Origin of the sequence: Clostridium sp. AM25-23AC (genome assembly GCF_003435125.1) — a bacterium.
Taxonomy (GTDB): Bacteria; Bacillota; Clostridia; order Lachnospirales; family Lachnospiraceae; genus Pilosibacter; species Pilosibacter fragilis.
Window position 1 is genome coordinate 78,550 of the sequence record NZ_QWGI01000015.1, and the last position, 22,748, is coordinate 101,297.

Annotated in this window: 16 protein-coding genes; 4 read left to right on the top strand and 12 right to left on the bottom strand. The window is 49.9% G+C overall.

Annotated elements, in window-relative coordinates:
* Position 1 precedes the first annotated feature (1 nt).
* The 7 genes from DW677_RS10530 to DW677_RS10560 form a co-directional block, all read right to left on the bottom strand.
* Positions 2–1,408 (bottom strand): ATP-binding protein, encoded by a 1,407-nt coding sequence (locus DW677_RS10530; protein ID WP_117483443.1) that lies wholly within the window; start codon positions 1,406–1,408, stop codon positions 2–4.
* Complete coding sequence (locus DW677_RS10535) at positions 1,405–2,070, bottom strand: response regulator transcription factor (RefSeq protein ID WP_015552367.1); 666 nt, start codon at positions 2,068–2,070, stop codon at positions 1,405–1,407. Before DW677_RS10535 ends, DW677_RS10530 begins: the two co-directional genes overlap by 4 nt.
* A 348-nt stretch (positions 2,071–2,418) precedes the next feature.
* Positions 2,419–4,194 (bottom strand): Na/Pi cotransporter family protein, encoded by a 1,776-nt coding sequence (locus DW677_RS10540; protein ID WP_117567171.1) that lies wholly within the window; start codon positions 4,192–4,194, stop codon positions 2,419–2,421.
* A 513-nt stretch (positions 4,195–4,707) separates the two neighbouring features.
* Positions 4,708–5,601, bottom strand: coding sequence for a S8 family peptidase (locus DW677_RS10545; RefSeq protein ID WP_242992149.1), 894 nt, complete (start codon positions 5,599–5,601; stop codon positions 4,708–4,710).
* A gap of 550 nt (positions 5,602–6,151) precedes the next feature.
* Positions 6,152–7,426, bottom strand: coding sequence for a diaminopimelate decarboxylase (locus DW677_RS10550; protein ID WP_117567173.1), 1,275 nt, complete (start codon positions 7,424–7,426; stop codon positions 6,152–6,154).
* A gap of 136 nt (positions 7,427–7,562) precedes the next feature.
* Complete coding sequence (pyk, locus tag DW677_RS10555; RefSeq protein ID WP_117567175.1) at positions 7,563–8,999, bottom strand: pyruvate kinase; 1,437 nt, start codon at positions 8,997–8,999, stop codon at positions 7,563–7,565.
* 2 nt (positions 9,000–9,001) lie between these two features.
* A complete protein-coding gene (locus tag DW677_RS10560) occupies positions 9,002–9,865 on the bottom strand; it encodes a hypothetical protein (protein ID WP_117567177.1) in 864 nt (287 codons plus the stop codon).
* A 397-nt stretch (positions 9,866–10,262) separates the two neighbouring features.
* Here DW677_RS10560 and DW677_RS10565 point away from each other — a divergent pair, with 397 nt between their 5' ends.
* Positions 10,263–14,585: a 2-hydroxyacyl-CoA dehydratase gene (locus DW677_RS10565; RefSeq protein ID WP_117567178.1), complete on the top strand. Its 4,323-nt coding sequence runs from the start codon at positions 10,263–10,265 to the stop codon at positions 14,583–14,585.
* Positions 14,586–14,753: 168 nt separating this feature from the next.
* Here DW677_RS10565 and DW677_RS19080 read toward each other — a convergent pair whose 3' ends face one another.
* Positions 14,754–14,960 (bottom strand): hypothetical protein, encoded by a 207-nt coding sequence (locus DW677_RS19080; protein ID WP_117567180.1) that lies wholly within the window; start codon positions 14,958–14,960, stop codon positions 14,754–14,756.
* A 191-nt stretch (positions 14,961–15,151) separates the two neighbouring features.
* The gene (locus DW677_RS10575; RefSeq protein WP_117567181.1) at positions 15,152–16,624 is read right to left on the bottom strand and encodes a 4Fe-4S dicluster domain-containing protein; all 1,473 of its coding nucleotides are present in this window, start codon (positions 16,622–16,624) and stop codon (positions 15,152–15,154) included.
* A gap of 609 nt (positions 16,625–17,233) precedes the next feature.
* On the opposite strand from DW677_RS10575, the gene DW677_RS10585 reads away from it, so the two are divergent.
* The 3 genes from DW677_RS10585 (at position 17,234) to DW677_RS10595 (ending at position 20,151) form a co-directional block, all read left to right on the top strand.
* On the top strand, positions 17,234–18,313 hold the full coding sequence (locus DW677_RS10585) for an ABC transporter substrate-binding protein (RefSeq protein ID WP_117483451.1): 1,080 nt from the start codon (positions 17,234–17,236) through the stop codon (positions 18,311–18,313).
* A gap of 397 nt (positions 18,314–18,710) precedes the next feature.
* Entirely contained in the window at positions 18,711–19,484 is a 774-nt protein-coding gene (locus DW677_RS10590; RefSeq protein ID WP_117483452.1) for an ABC transporter permease subunit, read from the top strand.
* Positions 19,468–20,151 (top strand): ATP-binding cassette domain-containing protein, encoded by a 684-nt coding sequence (locus DW677_RS10595; RefSeq protein ID WP_117567183.1) that lies wholly within the window; start codon positions 19,468–19,470, stop codon positions 20,149–20,151. Before DW677_RS10590 ends, DW677_RS10595 begins: the two co-directional genes overlap by 17 nt.
* A 170-nt stretch (positions 20,152–20,321) precedes the next feature.
* Here the strand turns inward: DW677_RS10595 and DW677_RS10600 are convergent, their stop codons facing one another.
* The 3 genes from DW677_RS10600 to DW677_RS10610 all read right to left on the bottom strand — a co-directional run bounded on the left by DW677_RS10600 (position 20,322) and on the right by DW677_RS10610 (position 22,693).
* The gene (locus tag DW677_RS10600) at positions 20,322–21,689 is read right to left on the bottom strand and encodes an MATE family efflux transporter (protein WP_242992150.1); all 1,368 of its coding nucleotides are present in this window, start codon (positions 21,687–21,689) and stop codon (positions 20,322–20,324) included.
* A gap of 256 nt (positions 21,690–21,945) precedes the next feature.
* Complete coding sequence (locus DW677_RS10605) at positions 21,946–22,233, bottom strand: antibiotic biosynthesis monooxygenase family protein (protein ID WP_117567185.1); 288 nt, start codon at positions 22,231–22,233, stop codon at positions 21,946–21,948.
* Positions 22,234–22,309: 76 nt separating this feature from the next.
* Positions 22,310–22,693, bottom strand: a complete 384-nt coding sequence (locus DW677_RS10610) for a nuclear transport factor 2 family protein (protein WP_117567186.1) — start codon at positions 22,691–22,693, stop codon at positions 22,310–22,312.
* Positions 22,694–22,748 lie beyond the last annotated feature (55 nt).

The window sequence follows — 22,748 nt, forward strand, 5'->3', positions numbered from 1 at the left end:
TTCAATCTGACGAACCATTTTCTGACCGCTCCGCATGAACCTCCTGACGCTGTTTTGCAGTTTCAATCTCATGCTGCTTTAACGCCTCCGAGAACTCTACGCGGATCTCCGTTCCCTTGCCCTGCTCACTCTCAAGGGTCAATTTTGCCCCGTGCTGGGCAACGATGTGCTTTACGATCGCAAGTCCCAGACCGGTTCCTCCCGTCGCCTTCGAGCGGCTCTTATCCACACGGTAGAATCGCTCAAATACACGCTCCTGATGTTCCGCAGAGATACCGATTCCGGTGTCTTTCACAGAAAGGAACGTATGCCCGTTCTCAATGCCGGTCGTCACCGTCACAGTTCCGTCCTTTTTATTGTACCGGATCGCGTTGTCGCAAAGATTATAGATCAATTCCTCCATCAGCTGCTTATCCGCGAAAACCGGTGCTTCTCCGCCCTGGACCCGGATCGTCACGTTCTGTTTCTGGGCATTCATCTGGAGCATGTCCACACATTCTCTCGCCAGCGGAAACAGATCCAGATCTCTATACTCCACATCTTTCTTTCCGCCGTCAAGCTGGGAAAGCTGGATGATATCATTGATCAGGGTCAGAAGTCTCGCCGCGTTTTTATGGATCTCCGACGCAAACCGTTCCGTATTCTCCCCGGACATGCCGTGTTCGATCAGTTCCGCATAGCCGGAGATCGCCGTGAGCGGGGTCTTGAGCTCATGGGACACGTTCGCCGTAAATTCCTGCCGGACCTGGGAGCTCTTTAAGATATCCTCATGCTGCTGCCGGATCTTATTCATAAACGGTACCAGCTCCTTATAGGCCGCCTGCGTCCCCGGCTCCGAAAGATTCTCCGCCATCTGCTCGATCGGCGCCACAAGGTTCTTCGTAAAGTAATTAGCCATCATGATACAGAAGAAAAAGAGAAGGACAAATACTCCGACTACCGTCATCATCATGTTCTGGGTCAGGGCAAAAATATTGTCGCCCTCCCTCGCGATCCTTAAGATCCGCCCGTTACCCAGCCGGATCGCATAGTAGAACAGATTTTTATCCAGCGTTGTGGACCGGCGGGTTCCGCTTCCTTCTCCGGACTTCGCCGCCATGAGGATCTCCGGGCGGCCTTCATGGTTATCCATCACAGAAAAATCCGCGTTGCTGTCAAAAATAACGCTCCCGTTAGCATTCACCACCGTGATGCGCAGCGTATCCGGGTTCAGGTCGTAGGCATCCGGGTGCAGATCGGAAATATCGTCGAAGATATGCAGGTTTTTCATGACGAGGGCATCAGCCTTCAGATCCCCGATGACCTGTTTCCGGTAGACCCCGTAAAAAACAAATAAGGCACACAGCAGTGTCAGTAAAATTGCGAACACTGCCGTGGCCAGAAGTTCCATATGGATTTTCCGTTTCATTCGATCATATACCCCACATTTCTCACAGTGCGGATCATGGAACCCGCTTCACCGAGTTTCTGTCTGAGCGTCCGGATATGCATGTCCAGCGTTCTCGACTCACCTTCAAAGTCGATTCCCCATACGCGCTCTAAAATGATCTCTCGCGTCACTACGATCCCCGCATTGTGGAGTAGGAGCTTTAAGAGCTCATATTCCTTAAATGTCAGGCTGCACGGAACATCCTTCACGTATACCATATGTTTCTCATCATCCAGGAAGATATCCCCCAAGGTCAGGAATTTATCTTCCTCCATCGTCCTTCTGAGCACCGCCTTTACTCTGGCGATCAGCTCCATGACACCAAAAGGCTTTGTCAGGTAGTCATCAGCTCCGACATCAAGTCCCTTTACCTTGTCGATCTCGGTACTCTTTGCCGTCACCATGATGATTGGAAGCTTTTTCGTCTCCGGACGACGGCGGAGCTTTGCAACGATCTCCAGTCCGTCCTCATCCGGCAGCATAATGTCCAAAAGGGCAAGGTCCGGCTGCTTCTCTTCCAGCTTTTTATAAAAATCGCGGGCACATTCAAATCCTTCCACCTGATATCCGCTGTTCTTTAGCGCGAACATCTCAATTTCCAGAATATTTTTATCATCTTCTACCGCATAAATCAGAGCCATGGTCCTTTCCTCCTGTCTCACTTTCTGCATAACCGTTCAGTACCTTAAAAACATTCTACGTAACTGTTCAATACACAGTTACGCGCAAAAATCCATTCCAAATCGGCTGTGCCGATAGGATTTTTGCCTTCTAGTCTAAGTTTTCTTACGGTCAGCGCAGTAAATGCGCAGACCTACTGAACAGTTACCATTCTACGTAACTATTCAGTACCTTCATAGTTACGTGCAAAAATCCATTCCAGATCAGCTTCGCTGATGGGATTTTTGCCTTCCAGCCTATGTTTTCTTACGGTCAGCGCAGTAAATGCGCAGACCTACTGAACAGTTACCATTCTACTACATATCTGCCTATACCGGAAGCATATATTTGCCGCGGTACTGCTCTACCATCGCCGCGAAATGCGGATCTCCGTCACGCTTCAGGTTGTCAAGGTAACCGTGGGTATCAAAACCGTCACGGTCGATCTCAATGACGCTGACTGCGATGTTGGAGCAATGGTCGGAAACACGCTCCAGATTCATGGAAATATCAGAAAGCACAAATCCCTGCTCGATCGTACATTTTCCCTTCTGGAGTCTTCGGATATGGTTTGCCTTTACGACGGTATTAATATCGTCGATAACCTCCTCAAGGGGCTCCACTCTGGCTGCCTCATCCGTATTGTTCGTCTCAAAGGCATCGATGGACAGGTTCAGGATCTCCTTTACTGCGTCGAAGAATATGCCAAGTTCCTTCTCTGCCTTGCTGGAGAACTGCATTTCTTTTTCCTTCATCTCTTTTGCGGAATCTTTCAGGTTCATGCCGTGATCGGAAATACGCTCAAAATCTCCGATACAGTGTAAAAGCAGGGATACGGTATGGCTGTCTGATTTGGAAAGATTCTTTCCGCCAAGCTTTACCATGTAAGTTCCAAGCTCATCCTCATACCGGTCCACAAGGTTTTCCAGGGTCTCCACACGGGCTGCCTTTTCGTCATCATAGCCGTGAAGCAGATCCACCGCCGTGAAGAAGCATTCCCGTGCAAGCTTCGCCATCTGGATCGTCGTCTGACGGCACTGCTCAACCGCAAAAGCCGGCGTGTCGAGGAAACGCTGGTCGAGAAGGCGGAACGCGTCTTTTTCCTGGTTCTGGACCGGAGCTTCCTTCTTCTCTTCCGGGATCGTGAGGCATGCAAGCTTTACAAGGCCGTTGCCGAACGGAAGAAGCATGATCGTTGCCGCAATATTAAAGCTGCTGTGGATCACGGCAATTCCCATAGCGCTTGCCGCTGTGTCCAGGAAGGAAAAATGAACGACCGCGTTGATCGTATAAAAGACGATCATAAAAATAACGGTACCGATAATATTAAAGTAAAGATGGACCAGTGCCGCGCGCTTTGCGTTCTTTGAGGCACCGATACCGGAGAGCATCGCTGTCACACAGGTTCCGATATTCTGTCCCATAATGATCGGGAGCGCAGTACTGAAATTTACCGCCCCTGTGGCGCATAACGCCTGAAGAATACCGACGGACGCGGAGGAGCTCTGGATGATCGCTGTGAGGACAGCGCCTGCGATCATTCCGAGGACCGGGTTTGAGAACATTGTCAGGATTCCGGTAAATTCCGGGACATTTGCCAGCGGTTTGACGGCACCGCTCATTGTCTCCATTCCGGTCATTAAAATCGCGAAACCGATCATGATGGTTCCGGCATCTTTTTTCTTCTCCTTCTTGGAGAACATGATAAAACAGACGCCGATGAGTGCCAGAACCGGTGAAAATGATGTCGGCTTTAACAGCTGTACAAAGAAATTTCCACTCTCAATTCCGGTAAGGCTTAAGAGCCAGGACGTCACCGTCGTTCCGATATTCGCGCCCATGATAATGCCGACCGCCTGGGTCAGCTTCATGATACCGGAGTTTACGAAACCTACGACCATGACGGTGGTTGCGGATGACGACTGGATGATCGCCGTAACTCCCGCTCCTAAAAGGACCGCCTTGATCGGATTTGATGTCAGTTTTTCAAGAATTCTTTCCAGTCTTCCACCGGAAAGCTTTTCGAGACCTTTTCCCATAGTCTCCATTCCGTAAAGGAACAGCGCGAGCCCGCCAAGCATCGTCAATACACCAAAAAAATCCATAAATTTCCCCTCTTCAAATTCATTAACATTTTGTTTATCTCTTTCTTACCATGTATCAGAATATCAGGGGAATGTAAAATGCTTTGTAGGCAGTATGTAAAATCTGTGTAAAATATCAAAGCCCAGAACGGCCTTAAATTTCTTTTAGAATTTGTTCTGTTTTATACTGGAGTCGATTGATGGAATATCTTAGATATGTTAGAATTTTGTGGAAAAGATACTGTAAATGCAAAAAAATAACCGCCCCGACCTAAGAAATCGAACGGTTATTTTTTTGATACCTATGGACCAGCCTTCTATCGGTGGCACTCTTTGTTTTTAATATAGCATACTTTATAAGGGATTTTAATATACTCCAGTTTATTATAATTTCGTAACTATTCAGTCCCTTCATAGTTACACGCAAAAATCCATTCCAGATCAGCTTCGCTGATGGGATTTTTGCCCTCCAGCCTATGTTTTCTTACGGTCAGCGCAGCAAGTGCGCAGACCTACTGAACAGTTACATGATTTCTACTTACTCACCAGTTTCTCCACATCCAGCAGCCCCCACCCCTGCTGATTTCTCGGAAGCCCGATATCCCTGCAGCTTTCCCGAAGCTTCAGCTTCACATCCTTATTCGTCATATCCGGGTACCGTTCCAGAAGGAGCGCTGTGGCACCGGAGACGATGGGAGTGCTCATGGAGGTGCCGCTTTTGATGGTGTATTTATCCGCCCGGCCAGAGCAGCTGACGACGCTGCAGCCTGGGGCCACGAGGTCGGGCTTACAGATACAGGCGGCTGTAGGACCGCGGCCGGAGTAGTCCACCATCCGGTTTCCGCCCACCAGGACCTCCCTGTCGTCATCTGAGCACCCCACCGTGATCACCTTTCTGCTGATCCCCGGTGTCGTGATGCTCATGTTCCTGGGACCATTGTTTCCCGCCGCCACCACAACAACAAGCCCGGCATCCCATGCCCGGTTCACGCCTTTCACCAGAGCGGAATTTTCGCTCGTCCCCCGCTTCGAGCAGGCACCCACCGATATATTTAAGATCCGGATCCCCAGCTTCTCCTTTCTCTCCAAAATCCAGGAGATTCCCGCCAGGACATCCGAAGAATATCCATTTCCTTTCCGATCCAGGACCTTCACCATGACGAGGTCACAGCCCGGCGCGATCCCGCTGTACCGCCCGCCGGACATGCGCCCGCTGCCGCCGATGATCCCGCAGATATGGGTCCCATGCCCGCAGTCATCGTAGGCGAAGGTCTTCCCGTTTACCATGTCTGCGAACCCGGTGACCCGGCTGTCAAAATCCCGGTGAAGAAAGATCCCGGTATCCAAAACCGCCACGCCGATGCCTTTTCCAGTGAGTCCCAGGCGGTAAGCCGCGCCGCAGCGGATCTGATCTTTAATATGGTTCACATGTAAGATTCCTCTATTCTATTCCTCTTACTTACAGGATATTCATAATCACTTCGTCTTGCGCTGCTGCCCAAAATATACATCTGTGCATATCCCCACCCACAATTTGCAGTATTTCCGACACTTTTCCACATTCTTCGAAAACAGCTTCCGAATCTTAAAGAAATCTTAATAATTCATTCAAAGAATATACAATCATTTTCCGGGGTGATGTGCTATACTTTAACCATAAGAAATGCACGAGATATTTTAAATCCTTTATCCTAAACCTTTTTGAAATTGAAATCCTAAATGATGAATCCCTGTACAATATGTACAGGGTTTTTTCATGCCATTTTTCCAGAAAGATCTCCCACTTCCCATGCTTAAACCTTGTTCCCGGCCACCATCGGCGCCTCGCGCGGTCACTTGCGGCAATCTGCATCTTCGCACGAGTGTGCATCTTTAGCACATAAAAAAGAGACGGCACTCAACTCGTTCCAGGGCTAAGTACCGTCTCTCTGTTTTTAACTGCTGTCCGCCACGCCGGTCCAGATCAGCCGTCTGTTTCTTACACGTTTCTGACATTCTTAAGAATATCGCAGAAATCAAATGTAGCAAAGTAATCCTTCGGAGTCTCTGCACGGCGGATCATCTGGACACTGCCGTCTTCCTTGAGAAGAAGCTCCGCGCTCTTTAACTTTCCGTTGTAGTTGTAACCCATCGCGAATCCATGTGCACCCGCATCGTGGATGAATAAAAGGTCACCCATATCGATCTTCGGGAGCATGCGGTCGATCGCAAATTTATCGTTGTTCTCGCAGAGGGAACCTGTCACATCGTACTTGTGATCACACGGCTCGTTCTCCTTGCCCATCACAGTGATGTGGTGGTAAGCGCCGTACATTGCCGGACGCATCAGGTTTACCGCGCAGGCATCCACACCGATATACTCTTTGTAAGTGTGCTTCTCATGGATCGCTCTTGTGACAAGCGCACCGTACGGAGCCAGCATGAAACGGCCAAGCTCTGTGAAGATCGCAACATCGCCCATTCCTGCCGGAACGAGAACTTCCTCGTAAACTTTTCTTACGCCCTCACCGATAACCTTGATATCGTTCGGCTCCTGGTCCGGTCTGTACGGGATTCCGATTCCGCCAGAGAGGTTGATGAACTTGATGTCGGCGCCAGTCTCTTTCTTTAACTTCACGGCAAGTTCAAAAAGAACCTTCGCGAGAAGCGGATAATACTCATTTGTCACAGTGTTGCTTGCAAGGAACGCATGGATACCGAAGTTCTTCGCGCCCTTTGCCTTTAAGATCTTGTAAGCCTCTGTGATCTGGGCCTCTGTCATGCCGTACTTCGCATCACCCGGGTTATCCATGATATCAGTTGTTACCTTGAATAATCCGCCCGGATTGAAACGGCAGCAGATCGTCTCCGGGATCGTTCCGATCGTCTTCTCCAGACACTCGATATGTGTGAAATCATCCAGGTTGATGATCGCACCGAGGTCGTAAGCCAGTTTGAACTCTTCCGGCGGGGTATCGTTGGAAGAGAACATGATGTCATGGCCGGAAAAACCGCATGCATCGGACATCAGAAGCTCTGTCTTTGAGGAACAGTCCGTTCCGCATCCAAGCTCCTGCAATGTTTTTAAGATGAACGGGTTCGGGGTTGCCTTTACTGCAAAATACTCTCTGAAGCCTTTATTCCAGGAAAACGCTTCCTTTAATTTCATCGCATTCTCACGGATTCCCTTTTCATCATAAAGATAGAAAGGAGTCGGATAGGTCTTTGCGATCTCTTCCAGCTGTTCCTTCGTTACAAACGGTTTCTTCTCCATGTACGTTCTCTCCTTATCAGTCAATATATTCCGCACCCTAAGGCGCTCGATCCTGTGCTGTATACACTACACAAAGATACAGTGCACTACAGACAGCCGCGCCCGGTGCAAAGCCCGGCAGGCCGGACTCTTTCTTTTAGTCGATATTTACTACACGCATGATATTGGTAGAAGCAGCCGGCTCATGTCTTTTCGCATAATCAACGACTCCTGCGGTTACAACTGCGATATCGCCTGTTTTTACAATACCATTCTCTTTTAAAATGTCAATACTGTTCTCAATTAAAGTGTCAGTGGATTCCGCTCTCTTTGCCTGGAACGGAGTAACTCCCCAGTAGAGCATCATCTTGCGGACTGCGGAGATACTCGGGGACATTCCGACAAGTTTTGTGGACGGATGCCACTTGGAAAGCATTCTCGCTGTGTAGCCGCTGATACTCGGCGCGATGATGACAGCCGCATCAAGAGACTGTGCCGTCGCAACGGATGCGTAGCTCACTGCATTGGAAATATTGTGGCGGTTATCGTCGGATACGGTTCTCTTCTCATAGAAGTCACCGTTCATGTGGGACTCGGTCTCCTCAACGATATGAGCCATCATCTTTAATGCCTCGACCGGATACTTGCCGTTTGCAGTCTCACCGGATAACATAACGACATCTGTTCCGTCATATACAGCGTTCGCAACATCGGAAACCTCCGCGCGGGTCGGTCTCGGGTTGCGGATCATGGAATCCAGCATCTGGGTCGCTGTGATAACGACCTTACATGCAGCGCTGCACTTTTTGATCATCATTTTCTGAAGGTGCGGAAGCTTCTCCGGTGCGATCTCAACGCCCAGATCTCCGCGGGCTACCATGATTCCGTCGCTGGCCTCGATGATCTCGTCAAGGTTCTCAAGTCCCTCAGCGTTCTCGATCTTCGCGATGATTCCCATTGAGGAACCGCCCTCATCCAACATCTGGCGGATCTCACGGATCGCATCTGCGGAACGGATAAAAGAAGCCGCGATATAGTCGAACCCAAGCTCGATACCGAAACGGATATCTTCCTTATCTTTATCTGTTAATGCCGGAAGCTTGATCTTTACATTCGGGACGTTGACGCCCTTTCTCTCTCCGAGCTCGCCGCCATTCATGATCCTGCAGTAGATCTCGGTTCCCTCGACACGTTCAACATGGAGCTCGATCAGACCGTCATCGATCAGGATCACGTTGCCCTCTGTTACATCCTCATTTAAACCGTTATAGTTGATGTGGACTCTCTTTGCGTCACCGATGATGTCCTCTGTTGTAAGGATGATCTCCTCGCCTGCTGTCAGGGTTACTTTCTTTCCGTCCTTTAACACACCGGTACGGATCTCCGGGCCCTTTGTATCAAGAAGAGCTGCTACCGGTTTTCCAACCTCTTCCGCAACCTCGCGGAGCTGTTTGTAACGGGCTCTCTGCTCATCGTGCGTTCCATGGGAGAAGTTAAAACGGGCAACATCCATTCCGTTTAAGAGCAACTGTTTCATGACCTCTCTGTCATCACTGTTCGGTCCCATAGTACAGATAATCTTTGTTTTCTTCATTATTATGCCTCCTGATTACTGTTAGCCTGTCTTGGATCCATCCCGCCCTTTGTCACATGCTTATGGGTATACAGATGGTCCTGACAATATTCATAGTCGCCTTCACACTTGGAACAGTAGCGGAATACCAGATTCGGATCATCCTCCTCCGTCCGTCCGCAGACAGCACAGCGATGGCGTCCGATCTTCGCTGCTGTCTTCTGTGCCTCGCGCATCTGTGAGTGAAAAACCTGTTTTCTCCGGATCTCCTTCGGATTCAGACGGCTCCCCCTGGACATGAAGAGGTATACGATAAAATTAAGTAAAGACATAACGATCGCAATTCTCTGCGACATGCCGCCGAAAAGGAATCCATAGACGAAGTAAAGTCCATCAAAAAGTGCCAGATACTTCGCCTTGATCGGAAGTACAAAAAACAGGTAAAACTGCATTTCCGGGAATGTGGCCGCAAATGCAAAAAACAGGGAAAAGTTCAGATAATCTGTGGTGAGAATATAGACCTGCCCTGTGATGATGTAGATCAGCAGTGCCGCAAGGACATGACCGATCACACCCATAAAAAAGTACACATTAAACCGGAAGGTTCCCCAAACCCGCTCCAGAGTCATTCCCAGATTGTAGTAAAGGTAGATCGCTATCAGGTTGAAGAAAAGACTGCCAGACGGCGGCCAGATCATAAATGTAACGACTCGCCAGATCTGTCCGTGAAGGATCGCCCTCGCATCCAACATCAGGTACTGGATGTAGAATGCCGGTGCCATCATCTGGACCAGCACGCCCACCGCATACAGGATCACGATATAATACATGAGATTCGGAATCGCGTACCGTCCGAATTTCCGCTCCATCTTGTTCATAAAATTCATTGAAGCTTTCCTTTCCTAATAGAAATATCTATTTCTCCTACGCCCCGTATTATAATTCCCAACCGTTTCTTTTGTCAAACGCTTTATGATATCGTTACTGGAATGTCTATCCATCCCCGCAACGCTTTCTTCTAAAATCTTTACACATTCTTTACAGAATTTTAACCGTTTTTAACCTCAAGATGCCAGTTCCGTCAATTGTATTTCCTTTTTTAATGTGTTATACTATGTGCGGAATTTTGACATAACAGTTCAGCTATGTGCCGATTCCGGCAAAAAATTGTATGGCTGAACGGTTCGGCATGTTGATGCCCGCATTCCGGCTGGCTGCCTGCGTTTCGCGGACGGCTCGTTTTTTTCTGTTGAAAAGGAGGTATGGGGAGAACTCCCCGCTCGTATGAATCAATGTTATCGTCTTGGAATCGATATCGGTTCCACTACAGTAAAAGTTGCCGTGATCGACGACAACAACAAAATTTTATTCGCGGATTATGAGCGGCATTACGCCAATATCCAGGAAACCCTGGCCTCGCTTCTGAAAAAGTGTAAGGGAGAACTCGGTGAACTCTCTTTACGGCCCAATATTACAGGTTCCGGCGGACTCACTCTGTCGGGTTACTTACATATTCCATTTGTCCAGGAAGTCGTAGCGGTTGCAACCGCACTTCAGGACTATGCTCCGCGGACGGATGTCGCCATCGAGCTCGGCGGCGAGGACGCGAAGATCATCTACTTTACAGGCGGAATCGACCAGCGTATGAACGGGATCTGCGCCGGCGGTACCGGTTCCTTTATCGACCAGATGGCTTCCTTATTACAGACGGATGCCGCCGGTCTGAATGAATATGCAAAGAATTATAAGGCGATCTACCCGATCGCTGCCCGCTGCGGCGTATTCGCGAAATCCGATATCCAGCCGCTGATCAACGATGGGGCTACCCGTGAGGACCTCGCCGCCTCGATCTTCCAGGCAGTCGTAAACCAGACCATCAGCGGTCTCGCCTGCGGCAAGCCGATCCGCGGAAACGTAGCGTTCCTCGGAGGTCCGCTGCACTTCTTACCGGAACTTCGGAACGCCTTTATCCGCACCTTAAATCTGACCGGAGACGCCATTATCGCTCCGGATCACTCCCACCTCTTTGCAGCCACGGGCGCTGCCATGAACGCAAAAGATGATGCGGAGATCTTCTCCCTTGATAAGCTGATCTCGGATCTCTCCGGCGGCATCAAGATGAAATTTGAAGTAAAGAGAATGCAGCCTTTATTTAAGGATGAGGCAGATTATAAGGAATTCACCGACCGCCATGACCAGTACAAGGTCCGCCGCGGCGACCTCGCCACCTATGAGGGAAATGTATTCTTAGGAATCGATGCTGGTTCCACCACAACGAAGGTGGCACTCGTCGGCGAGGATGGTTCCCTGCTCTACAGCTTTTACAGCAGCAACAACGGAAGCCCGTTGGCGACCGCGATCTCTTCCATAAAGGAGATTAAGTCCCTGCTTCCGGACAGCGCGAAGATCGCCTACTCCTGCTCCACCGGCTACGGCGAGGCCCTCTTAAAGGCGGCCTTCATGCTGGATGAGGGCGAGGTCGAGACGATCTCCCACTACTACGCGGCGGCATTCTTCGATCCGTCCGTAGACTGCATCCTCGATATCGGTGGTCAGGATATGAAATGTATCCGCATCAAGGACGGCACCGTGGACAGTGTCCAGCTCAACGAGGCATGTTCCTCCGGCTGCGGTTCCTTCATCGAGACCTTCGCAAAATCCTTAAACTACAGCGTTCAGGATTTCGCGAAGGCGGCACTTTTTGCCCAGAACCCGGTGGATCTCGGAACGAGATGTACCGTATTCATGAACTCCAACGTAAAACAGGCGCAGAAAGAAGGCGCTTCTGTTGCGGATATCTCCGCCGGCCTCGCCTACTCTGTGATCAAGAACGCCCTGTTTAAGGTCATCAAGATCACTTCCGCCGGCGACCTCGGAAAGAACGTCGTTGTACAGGGCGGAACCTTCTACAATGACGCAGTCCTACGAAGCTTCGAGCGGATCTCCGGCTGCAATGCCGTCCGCCCGGATATCGCAGGTATCATGGGTGCCTTCGGTGCGGCACTGATCGCCCGTGAGCGTTACATGCACCGTCCCCATGAGACGACGATGCTCTCTCTGGACGATATGATCAATTTGACCTACACGACAACCATGAGCCGCTGCCGCGGATGCGTAAACCACTGTGTCCTGACGATCAACCGGTTCGAGGGTGGACGTCAGTATATTTCCGGAAACCGCTGTGAGCGCGGTCTCGGCGTGGAAAAGGCAAAACGTGACATCCCGAACCTCTTTACATGGAAGTATCACAGACTCTTCGACTATGAGCCGTTGACAGCCGACAAGGCGACCCACGGCGTTGTGGGAATCCCGCGGGTCCTCAACATGTACGAGAACTTCCCGTACTGGGCAACCTTCTTTAAGGAGCTCGGCTTCCGCGTGATGCTGTCCCCACAGTCCAGCCACCAGATCTACGAGCTGGGCATCGAGACGATCCCGAGTGAGTCTGAATGTTACCCGGCAAAGCTTGCCCACGGACACATTTCCTGGCTCATCAAACGCGATGTGCCGTTTATCTTCTATCCGTGTATTCCTTACGAGCGGAAAGAGGTTCCGGGAGCCGGAAACCACTACAACTGCCCGATGGTCACCTCCTACTCGGAGAACATCAAGAACAACATGGAGGAATTAAAGGAAAAGAACGTGAAGTTCTTAAATCCGTTCATGGCGTTCACAAGCGAGGCGGTCCTTTCAAAGCAGCTTCAGGAAGTCTTTAAGAAGGAATTTGATATTCCGGAATCCGAGACGAAGAAGGCTGCTAAAAAGGCCTGGGATGAACTCGCCCAGGCGAGAACCGATGTGGAGAAGAAAGGCGAGGAAGTCTTACAGTACTTAAAAGACACCGGAAAACACGGCATCGTCCTTGCGGGACGTCCGTACCACATCGATCCGGAGATCAACCACGGCATCGCCGATATGATCACCTCCTACGGTTTCGCTGTCCTCACGGAGGACTCCGTATCCCATTTAGGAAAGGTGGAGCGCCCGCTCGTCGTTACCGACCAGTGGATGTACCACTCCCGCCTCTATGCGGCGGCGGCCTTTGTAAAGACACAGGATAACCTGGATCTCGTTCAGTTAAACTCCTTCGGCTGCGGTCTCGACGCCGTGACCACCGATCAGGTCAGTGATATTCTCACCCGATCCGGGAAGATCTATACGGTCTTAAAGATCGATGAGGTCAACAACCTCGGAGCCGCAAGGATCCGTATCCGTTCTTTGATCTCCGCTCTCCGCGTCCGCGAGGAGCGCCGCTACACGAGAACCATCGTGTCCAGCGCCTACAACCGTGTGATGTTCACGAAGGACATGAAGAAAAACTACACGCTGCTCTGCCCGCAGATGTCCCCGATCCACTTCGAGCTCATCGAGCCGGCGATCCGCAGCTTCGGCTACAACCTCGTCGTTCTCCAGAACGATGACAAGACAGCCGTCGATACGGGATTAAAATATGTAAACAACGACGCCTGCTATCCGTCCCTGATCGTTATCGGACAGATCATGGATGCCCTGCTGTCCGGAAAGTATGATCTCGACCACACGGCTGTCCTTATGAGCCAGACCGGAGGCGGCTGCCGTGCGTCAAACTATATCGGATTTATCCGCCGTGCCCTTGAAAAGGCCGGAATGGCGCAGATCCCGGTCATCTCCATCAACGCGAACGGCATGGAGACGAATCCGGGATTCACCTACACGCCGGCTATGCTTGTGAAGGCTCTTCAGGCTGTTGTATACGGTGATGTATTTATGCGTGTTCTCTACGCTACAAGACCTTACGAGGCCGTTCCTGGCTCTGCAAATGCGCTCCACGAGAAATGGAAGAAGATCTGTGTCAAAGCACTCTCCACAAAGAGCGCCGGAATGATGACCTTCGTGAAGAATATCCGCGGCATCATCCATGACTTCGATAACTTAGAGCGCACGAATGTCCACAAGCCGAAGGTCGGAATCGTCGGAGAGATCCTCGTGAAATTCTCACCGACCGCCAACAACCATATCGTGGAGCTCTTAGAGTCCGAGGGCGCTGAGGCGGTAATGCCGGATCTCATGGATTTCCTGCTTTACTGCTTCTACAACAGCAACTTCAAGGCAGACAACCTGGGAATGAAGCGCTCCACGGCGCATCTCTGCAACATGGCGATCTCCCTTCTGGAGTACATGAGAAAGGCCGCAAGAATTGCTCTTGAAAAGAGCACCCACTTCACTCCGCCGTCAAGGATCAAGGAGCTGGCAGTGATGGCAAACGGCTTTGTCTCCCTCGGAAACCAGACCGGTGAGGGCTGGTTCCTGACCGGTGAGATGCTGGAGCTCATCAAGAGCGGTGTCAACAACATCGTCTGCGTTCAGCCTTTCGGCTGCCTGCCGAACCACATCGTCGGAAAAGGTGTTATCAAGGAACTTCGCTACGCGAACCCCAAGGCCAACATCATTGCCGTCGACTATGACCCGGGGGCCAGTGAGGTAAACCAGTTAAACCGTATCAAGCTGATGCTTTCCACAGCTCAGAAAAACCTCGAAAAAGAGGAATATGTGGATCCGAATCTGGCGAAGACGTTAAAAAAGGTGGAAGAGCTTTCTTCCAAGCGTGTCAATAAGTGTCGGTTGTAATCTACATACCATAAGCTTCTAAATACAAATTCGTCTCAGTCGAAAACTGACTTCCACTGAGACGAATTTGCTGTTACTACCACCTGAAAAAGGTGGGATTCTTATCGAACCTGGATAAAGCACATAAAAACAGCGGCAGATATCATTTTCGATACCTGCCGCTGTCTGTTATCTTCCGATCAGCGCCCCGGATACTCCGACATGATAGCCATCCGGCGTCACAGCACTTACGTACATTGCGCCCTCCGGTATCGGATTTCCACCCGGATCAAGGACTCCTGCCATCGGATTCAGGTAATACCAGACTCCGTTCACAAGGATCCAGCCGATCGCCATATCTCCGTCCACGTTCAGATAGTACCATCTTCCGTTCACCCAGGCATGAGCACTTGCTGCAGGTCACATTTTTCCGCTGTTAAGCCGACACCCCCCCCCGGATCCATGGCATCAAAACAGCATATACCTTCCAGAAATTCTCCAGAAAATACATGCTGTTCTTTTGTTCACAGATGTCCGCCAGCCTCAGCCGGACACCCTGCCATATTCATATGTTATGTAAGCCTACATTAAGCCTCCGGCTTCTCGTAGCTGCGATGCATGGAGAAAGAATCCATATCGTAATTCTTTAAGTTCTCCCATACTCCGCGGCCGTCTGCCTTCGCGATCACAGCGTCACGGTCTTTCTTGAATGCCATCTCCTGTTTCAGATTGCTCGGTCCGCCTACGCAGCCGCCCTGGCACATCATACCCTCAATGAAGTCTTCCGGAAGTCTGCCTACCTTGAGAAGAAGAAGGGCTTTCTTGACCTCAGCCGCACCGCTGCAGCGAGCAACCTTAACGTCTGTGCTCTCTCCCTTTTCCTTTAAGCACTCGATCACCGCGTTTGTCACGCCGCCGCCATTGCCGAAGCGTTTTCCGAAGACACTGCCTTCCTGCTTTGTCTCCTCAGCCGGCTCAAGCTCAACTTCTTTTCCGCGCAGCATTTCGATCGCCTCACCGAAGGTCAGAACATAATCTGCATTGTTCTCGATGGACTTGTCAGCAGCCTCGGATTTCTTCGCCATACACGGTCCGATAAATACTGTGATCGTCTCCGGATCGATCGCTTTTAACATTCTGGATACCGCGCACATCGGGGATACCGTTGTGGACATATTATCGATCAGAGTCGGGTAGTGTTTCTTGATCATATTTACAAATGCCGGACAGCAGGAGGTCGTCATCTTCTTGCCTTCCTTAAATGCCTCTGCCCATTCCATTGCCTCGTAAGCTGCTGTCATATCAGCACCGGCAGCAACCTCTACCATATCGGCAAAGCCAACCTTCTTTAATGCAGTACGCCAGCTCTCCATTGTGATATCCTGGCCGAACTCACCTTCAGCAGCCGGAGCAACCATGGCAACGACCTTCTTGCCGGTCCTGATCGCTTCGATCACCTGTACAACATATACCTTGGAGGAAATTGCACCGAACGGGCAGCTTCTTACGCAGGCACCGCACTGGATACATTTCTTTTCATCGATCTGACAGATTCCGGTCTCCGGATCCATTGTGATCGCATCTACCGGACATGCACGGCGGCACGGACGGATCAGCTCAGCGATCGCATTGTACGGACATGCCTGAGCACAGCGTCCGCACTCTTTACAGACACTCGGATCAATATGGGCACGGTCACGGCCAATCGAGATCGCACCAAAGTTACATGCGTTCTGACAGGCTTTACCCATACATTTCTGACAGTTATCGGTTACAACGAATCTTGTGATCGGACACTCCTCACATGCAGAAGAGATAACCTGAATGATATTGTTGCTCTGTTTGTCACTCGGACATTTTCCTTCCGCGAGACGGACTCTCTGACGGATGATCTCTCTCTCCTTATATACGCAGCAACGGAACTGTGCCTTCGGGCCCGGGATCAGTTTGAACGGGATATTGTCTCTCTCTTCCTCGAGTCTGCCCTCGAAAGCCAGCCTGGAAACTGTGCGCAGCACGTTATACTTGATCTTAAGCAGTGCCTCATCGTTGGTTTTCATACCATTTCCTCCTAAATTTTGAATCCTCTATCTTACCTTAATTTTTAATGTTTTCGCATCATATTATCGCATATCCCCCTTTGCAAAGCAAGTCGGAAATTGTATATAATCCAACGCATTCCGGGGAAAAACCTTATTTTCTTAAATTGTATACAATAAAGTACAGGCAGCGAAATTCCTTGTATTTTCCTATGTTTTTCTGTCTATCTGTGTCGGATATTTGTTCGCAGTATGCGGCTGTCCAGCACCGCTTTCTTTGTCTCTTTTTTTCACAAAGTCAGGTTCCGGTTCCGCCTCTTTCCCGCCACTCCGTTTCCGATTATTTTCGGTTTGGCATATGCAGCCTTCGCCTTTAAAACATGTTTTCCCCAGTCTCATGTTGGATTGACATTCTCAAATCCCCATGATATATTCTATTTAGTTCGGTCGTGCTAACCCCAAAGGTCAACTGTCCTGAGGGAAAAGACGAAAAGAATCTGATACGGGAATATCTGTCATATTCAGGATCCCCGGTATGCTCTTTTCGTGTGCATACCGGGGATTTATCATTCACGCAGACAGTGGGACAAGACCCGTGTCTGTCAGATTTTTTTCAGGAGGAACTAAGTTATGAGAAAAATGTTATCCGTCATGATGGCTGCCGCGATCGCGGGATCTCTCCTTGCAGGCTGCTCATCATCCAAAACCGAAACAACAGCTGCCGCTTCTTCCGCGGAGGAGACAACGACTGCCGCTGAGGAAACCACAACGGAAGCCGCTTCCGAGTCCGCCGCTGAAAACACCGGCGAGGAGACCGTTGTCCGTGTCGGCGGTTTAAAGGGACCGACCACCATGGGACTTGTAAAGCTCATGGATGAGGCCGCAAACGGGGAGTCCGAGAACAGCTACGAATTCACTATGGTCACCGCAGCTGACGAGATGACCGCCATGGTCGCAGGCGGAAAAGTCGATATCGCCCTGCTTCCGGCGAACGTCGCAAGCGTTCTCTACAATAAGACAAACAAAAATATCTCCGTGATCGATATCAATACTCTCGGCGTTCTCTACTTCGTATCTGCCGACAGCTCCGTGACAACGATTGATCAGTTAAAGGGAAAGACCGTATATCTTCCGGGAAAGGGAACTACTCCGGAATACGCACTCCGCTATGTGCTCTCCGCCGCAGGACTCGGAGAGGATGATGTAACTCTTGAATTCAAGTCCGAGGCATCTGAGGTTGCTTCCGTCCTCGCTGAGGATCCGAACGCCATCGGTCTTCTTCCGCAGCCGTTCGTAACTGCCGCTCTCGCCCAGAACGAAAAGCTCTCCATCATCATGGACCTCACAAAAGAGTGGGATAATGTCCAGGGCGAAGGTTCCGGAAGCCGTCTTGTAACAGGTGTTACCATTGTAAACAATGATTTCTTAAAGGAGCACGAGGATCTCGTCGATACATTCTTACAGGAACATGAGGCATCCATCGCCTTCACCGCGGAGGATCCGGATGCCGCAGCCGAGCTCATCGCAAAGGCTGAGATCGTCGCAAAGGCTCCGATCGCGAAAAAAGCGCTTCCGTACTGCAACATCACCTTTATCTCCGGTGATGAGATGAAAACAGCACTTTCCGGTTACCTTCAGGCTCTGTACGACCAGAACCCGGCCTCCGTCGGCGGTGAGCTGCCGAATGATAGCTTCTACTATGTAAAGTAATTGTGACTGTGAAAGTTCTCAACAGTTACAAGCATTCATGCCGACTGTGAAAAACGAGGTATGGCTGGCAAAACAGTCATACCTCATTTCTATATCTTCGTTTATTCTCACGGAATTTAGTTTACATAAGTCAGATTAATAGCTTGAGCCATGAGAAATATCTGTTATAATTTGTAACTGTTCAGTAGGTCTGCGTACTTGCTGCGCTGACCGTAAGAAAACATGGGCTGGAAGGCAAAAATCCCATCAGCGAGGCTGATCTGGAATGGATTTTTGCACGTAACTATGAAGGCACTGAATAGTTACTATAATTTTATTATTACGATTACATGAAGAAATTCAACCGCTGGAAAACAGCATTGATTTTTATTACACTTTATGGAAGGAGACAGCCGCCATGGATCATCGTTTTTCCGGATTTCTCCGCAGGCTCTCGATCATCCTTTTCTGGATCGTTCTCTGGCAGACCGCTGCCTCCCTGATCCGGAATCATATTTTCCTTGTGGGGCCTGCCGATACGCTGCGGGCGCTCTGTGAGCAGATCCTACTCCCGGATTTCTGGTCCGCCATCGCGTTTTCTTTCTGGCGGATCAGCATCGGATTCTTTCTGGCGTTTTTTCTTGGACTTTTCACCGGATCTCTGGCGTACCGTTTTCCCATCGTGGACGAATTCTTAGAGCCACCGGTGCAGCTCATGAAGACGGTTCCCGTCGCTTCCTTCGTGATCCTGGCGCTGATCTGGACCGGCTCTAAAAACCTCTCCGTCTTTATCTCGTTCCTCGTGGTCTATCCCATGATCCATGTGAACACGAAAGCCGGGCTGATATCTGCGGATCGGGAGCTTTTAGAGATGGCGGAAGTCTTCCACATCCCGTTTATCCGTCGGGCGCTCTATATCTACCGCACAGCACTCTACCCGTACTTAAAAAGCGCCTGCCGCACCGCTCTCGGCATGGGATTTAAGTCCGGGATCGCCGCCGAAGTCATCGGTGTGCCGGACGGTTCCATCGGCGAGGGGCTGTATCTCGCGAAGATCTATCTGAGCACCGCGGAGCTCTTCGCGTGGACGGTCGTCATCATTCTTGTGAGCAGTCTGTTTGAGAAAGGTTTTCTGTGGATTCTGAAGAAATGTGCCGGAAAGGGGGCCTATGTGAATGAGTCCGATAAATAAAAAAAATGACACTGCCCTCACACTCCGCTCTGTCACCAAATCCTACGACGGGCAGCCGGTTCTCTCCAATCTCTCCCTGGAATTTTCCTCCGGAACTTTTTACTGTCTGATGGCACCATCCGGAAACGGAAAGACTACAATGTTCCGTCTGATCCTCGGACTTGAAAAGCCGGATTCCGGTGTGATCATGTTCGGTACATCAGCAGGGGATACCGGCAATAACGATATAAAAGCATCTTCCGGCATGGTATCAAAATCTGATCCTTGCAGGATCCGGGGAATGCGTCCCCTGATCTCCGCAGTTTTTCAGGAAAACCGTCTTCTGGAAGGCTATACCGCCATTGAAAACCTCCGCTTCGCTCTTGGAAAGCGATATTCCAGCGAAGCTCTGACCGCATACCTGCTCCGTCTTCTCCCGGAAGACGCCCTGAGTAAGCCTGTCTGTGAATTTTCCGGCGGCATGAAGAGGCGTGTCGCGATCCTGCGCGCGATCCTCGCACCGACCGATATCATTCTCATGGATGAGCCATTTACCGGACTGGACGCGGATACAAGGCAGCTCACGATCGATCTGGTCAAAGAGCTCTGTGCCGGAAAGCTCCTGATCATCGCTACCCATGCGGAGGACGACGCAGAACTTCTGGGGGCGAAGATCATTCACTTATAAGTCAGGAAACCGTTCCAACTGACTTATAACTTATCAACCAGATCATCTGATCTCCAGGTCTTTAACTTTAAAAAGCGTTCTCCTGTCCGGACATCTCATCAACTGATATACCGCAGGAAAACGCTTTTTTATTATTTACGAACGATGCAGACAGTAACAGTTTTTTCTCTCTATCTTGCCGCAAACAGCTTATCCATCTTCCTCATATGGAAGAAGTAGACCACGAACATTGAACATCCCGTAAACAGCCAGGACGCCACATACACATTCATCAACATATCATAAGTCGTGAACATGCGGAATATCGTTGTGAGCCAGATCAGACGGAATACGACCGTACCGAGGATTGTGATGACAGATGGCTCCAGAGACTTTCCGGTTCCTCGCAGGCAGGAACTGGCAACCTCATATGTCGCAGTTAAACCTTCCAATGCACACACCCGATCCATTCGTATGATCCCGTATGCCGCCACCGCAGCGCTCGTCGTATAGATGCTGACGAAAAAATCTTCCCACACGATAAAAATCACACTGAGGATCTCCGTAAATCCGAATCCAAAGAGCAGACAAAGCCAGAAGATCTTTTTGCATCTCTTCATGTTGCCTGCGCCGAAGTTCTGACTCGTAAATGTAACCGCCGCCTGGGCAAAAGCACCTGCAATATCATATGTAAAATACTCAAAATTCAGCGCCAGGGATGAACCCGCGATGGCCGACACACCGAACATGTTGATTCCGCTTTGAATAAACACGTTGGAAACAGAAAAGATCGCACCCTGAATTCCTGCCGGGATACCGATTGCCAGCACCTTTTTCAGCTCATTTGTATCGATCCGCATCCTGTCAAACCGGAAGCTGAACTCATCATTCCTGCGGTACAGATGGGAGATAATGAGAAATGTGCTGACCACGTTGGAGATCACCGTGGCGATGGCAACACCCGCAACTCCCAGATGGAATCCGATCACAAGGAGCAGGTTTAAAATTACATTCAGCACGCCGGACACGATAAGGTAGCACATTGGTCTCCTCGTATCACCGTAGCTTCTGACAATGGCAGCACCAAAGTTGTACGCGACCATAAACGGGATTCCCACAAAATAGATCCTGATATATAAGAGTGCCTGATCCAGCACTGTCTCCGGCGTTCCGGATGCCACAAGGATCCGTCTTGCCACCAGCATTCCGATCACGAGAAGCGCAATTCCGAGAACCGCGCCGAAGGTCAGGATCGTGTGGACCATGCTGTTGATCTTTCCGCGGTTTTTCTGTCCGATCAGGTTCGCAAGCGCCGCGTTCGGTCCCACCGCGAGTCCCACGATCAGGTTTACAAAAATTCCAACGAGCGCCACACAGCTCCCGACCGCCGCCAGCGCCTGGTCCCCGGCGAACCGCCCGACGACCGCCACATCCGCGGAATTAAATAACTGCTGTAAAATACTGCTGAATGCCAGCGGAATTGAAAACAGGATCAGTTTTCCCGCGAGTCCGCCGTTTAACATATCCATTTCTTTTGACTTTTTTCCTGTCTGCTCCACGTTCTGTTGTCCTTTCCGATCTTTTCACTTCTGTATCATTTTGAATATTTTCATATTGTCCGGGTGTATTATATACCATATTTTCTATTTTGTGTAAAAATAATGGAGCTTTACCAGAAGAGATCACTCTCCCGTGCTCTTTATGACCAGAAATTTTCCAAAATAAAACTCCCGCATGATCCAGTTACAGTTGAGAATTTCCCTTCCGCGCAAAAAACGGACGGAATCATCTCTGACCCATCCGTTTTCCTTTTTATTATTTTTCGTAAAGATTCGACTTTTCCGAAACTACATACTGATCATACAATTCTGCCCATGTCTTCTTCACGATCTCAGAACTGCAATGCGCATCAAAATCTGCCTTTGTCTCCCAGAGATCGGAAACGATCACAACATCCGGATCGTCTACCGATTCACTGATAAAATAATGGACATTTCCATGCTGTTCCCGGAACTGTTCTACCAGCTTCGCATGTTTCAGCGCTCCGATATATTCTTCCCGTTTCCTGTCTTTTATCGTCAGGGCTGCAATATAGTGGGTCACAGATCACTCTTCCTTTCGGTTATCATTTCGCTACTGGTGAAATTCCCGCATTTCAGGGGCACATCCAGTACTGTTTTTATTTCTGGATCGTATTGGAGTTCTGGTTATATGCCTTTGCAACGCACTTCCACTCTCCACCCATCTTTAAGAGGAGAAGAACATCTGTGAAGTCAATTCTGTTGCCCCATCCCTCTTCGAGGACACGAACAACTGCAAGAGATTCCTCCACAAGTACAACGTCGACTCTTGCCTTGAAATTATCGCCGCCCGGAACGGTATCAACATTCTTGTAGAACTGTTCGATGGAACCATGTTCCAGCTTACCATCAAGATATCCAAAAAGGACTGCCTCATCGGTAAAAAGCTCTTTCGCGTATTTGCTGTTTCCCTCAGCTACGCTCTTAACAAAGTTCATTGCTGCTTTCTCAACTGCCTCATACTCTTTGATCGGTGCTCTCATGATAAAAAACCTCCATATAATTTAACCTGTTGTGCTAGATAAAATAATATAAAGA

Bases quoted from the DNA above. Each gene is read 5' to 3' on its own strand.
- pyk (WP_117567175.1), bottom strand. From the start codon at position 8,999: ATGAAGAAAACAAAGATTATCTGTACTATGGGACCGAACAGTGATGAC.
- DW677_RS10610 (WP_117567186.1), bottom strand. From the start codon at position 22,693: ATGAGAGCACCGATCAAAGAGTATGAGGCAGTTGAGAAAGCAGCAATG.
- DW677_RS10590 (WP_117483452.1), top strand. From the start codon at position 18,711: ATGGATCATCGTTTTTCCGGATTTCTCCGCAGGCTCTCGATCATCCTT.
- DW677_RS10550 (WP_117567173.1), bottom strand. From the start codon at position 7,426: ATGGAGAAGAAACCGTTTGTAACGAAGGAACAGCTGGAAGAGATCGCA.
- DW677_RS10575 (WP_117567181.1), bottom strand. From the start codon at position 16,624: ATGAAAACCAACGATGAGGCACTGCTTAAGATCAAGTATAACGTGCTG.
- DW677_RS10530 (WP_117483443.1), bottom strand. From the start codon at position 1,408: ATGAAACGGAAAATCCATATGGAACTTCTGGCCACGGCAGTGTTCGCA.
- DW677_RS10565 (WP_117567178.1), top strand. From the start codon at position 10,263: ATGAATCAATGTTATCGTCTTGGAATCGATATCGGTTCCACTACAGTA.
- DW677_RS10540 (WP_117567171.1), bottom strand. From the start codon at position 4,194: ATGGATTTTTTTGGTGTATTGACGATGCTTGGCGGGCTCGCGCTGTTC.
- DW677_RS10585 (WP_117483451.1), top strand. From the start codon at position 17,234: ATGAGAAAAATGTTATCCGTCATGATGGCTGCCGCGATCGCGGGATCT.
- DW677_RS10595 (WP_117567183.1), top strand. From the start codon at position 19,468: ATGAGTCCGATAAATAAAAAAAATGACACTGCCCTCACACTCCGCTCT.
- DW677_RS10560 (WP_117567177.1), bottom strand. From the start codon at position 9,865: ATGAATTTTATGAACAAGATGGAGCGGAAATTCGGACGGTACGCGATT.
- DW677_RS10535 (WP_015552367.1), bottom strand. From the start codon at position 2,070: ATGGCTCTGATTTATGCGGTAGAAGATGATAAAAATATTCTGGAAATT.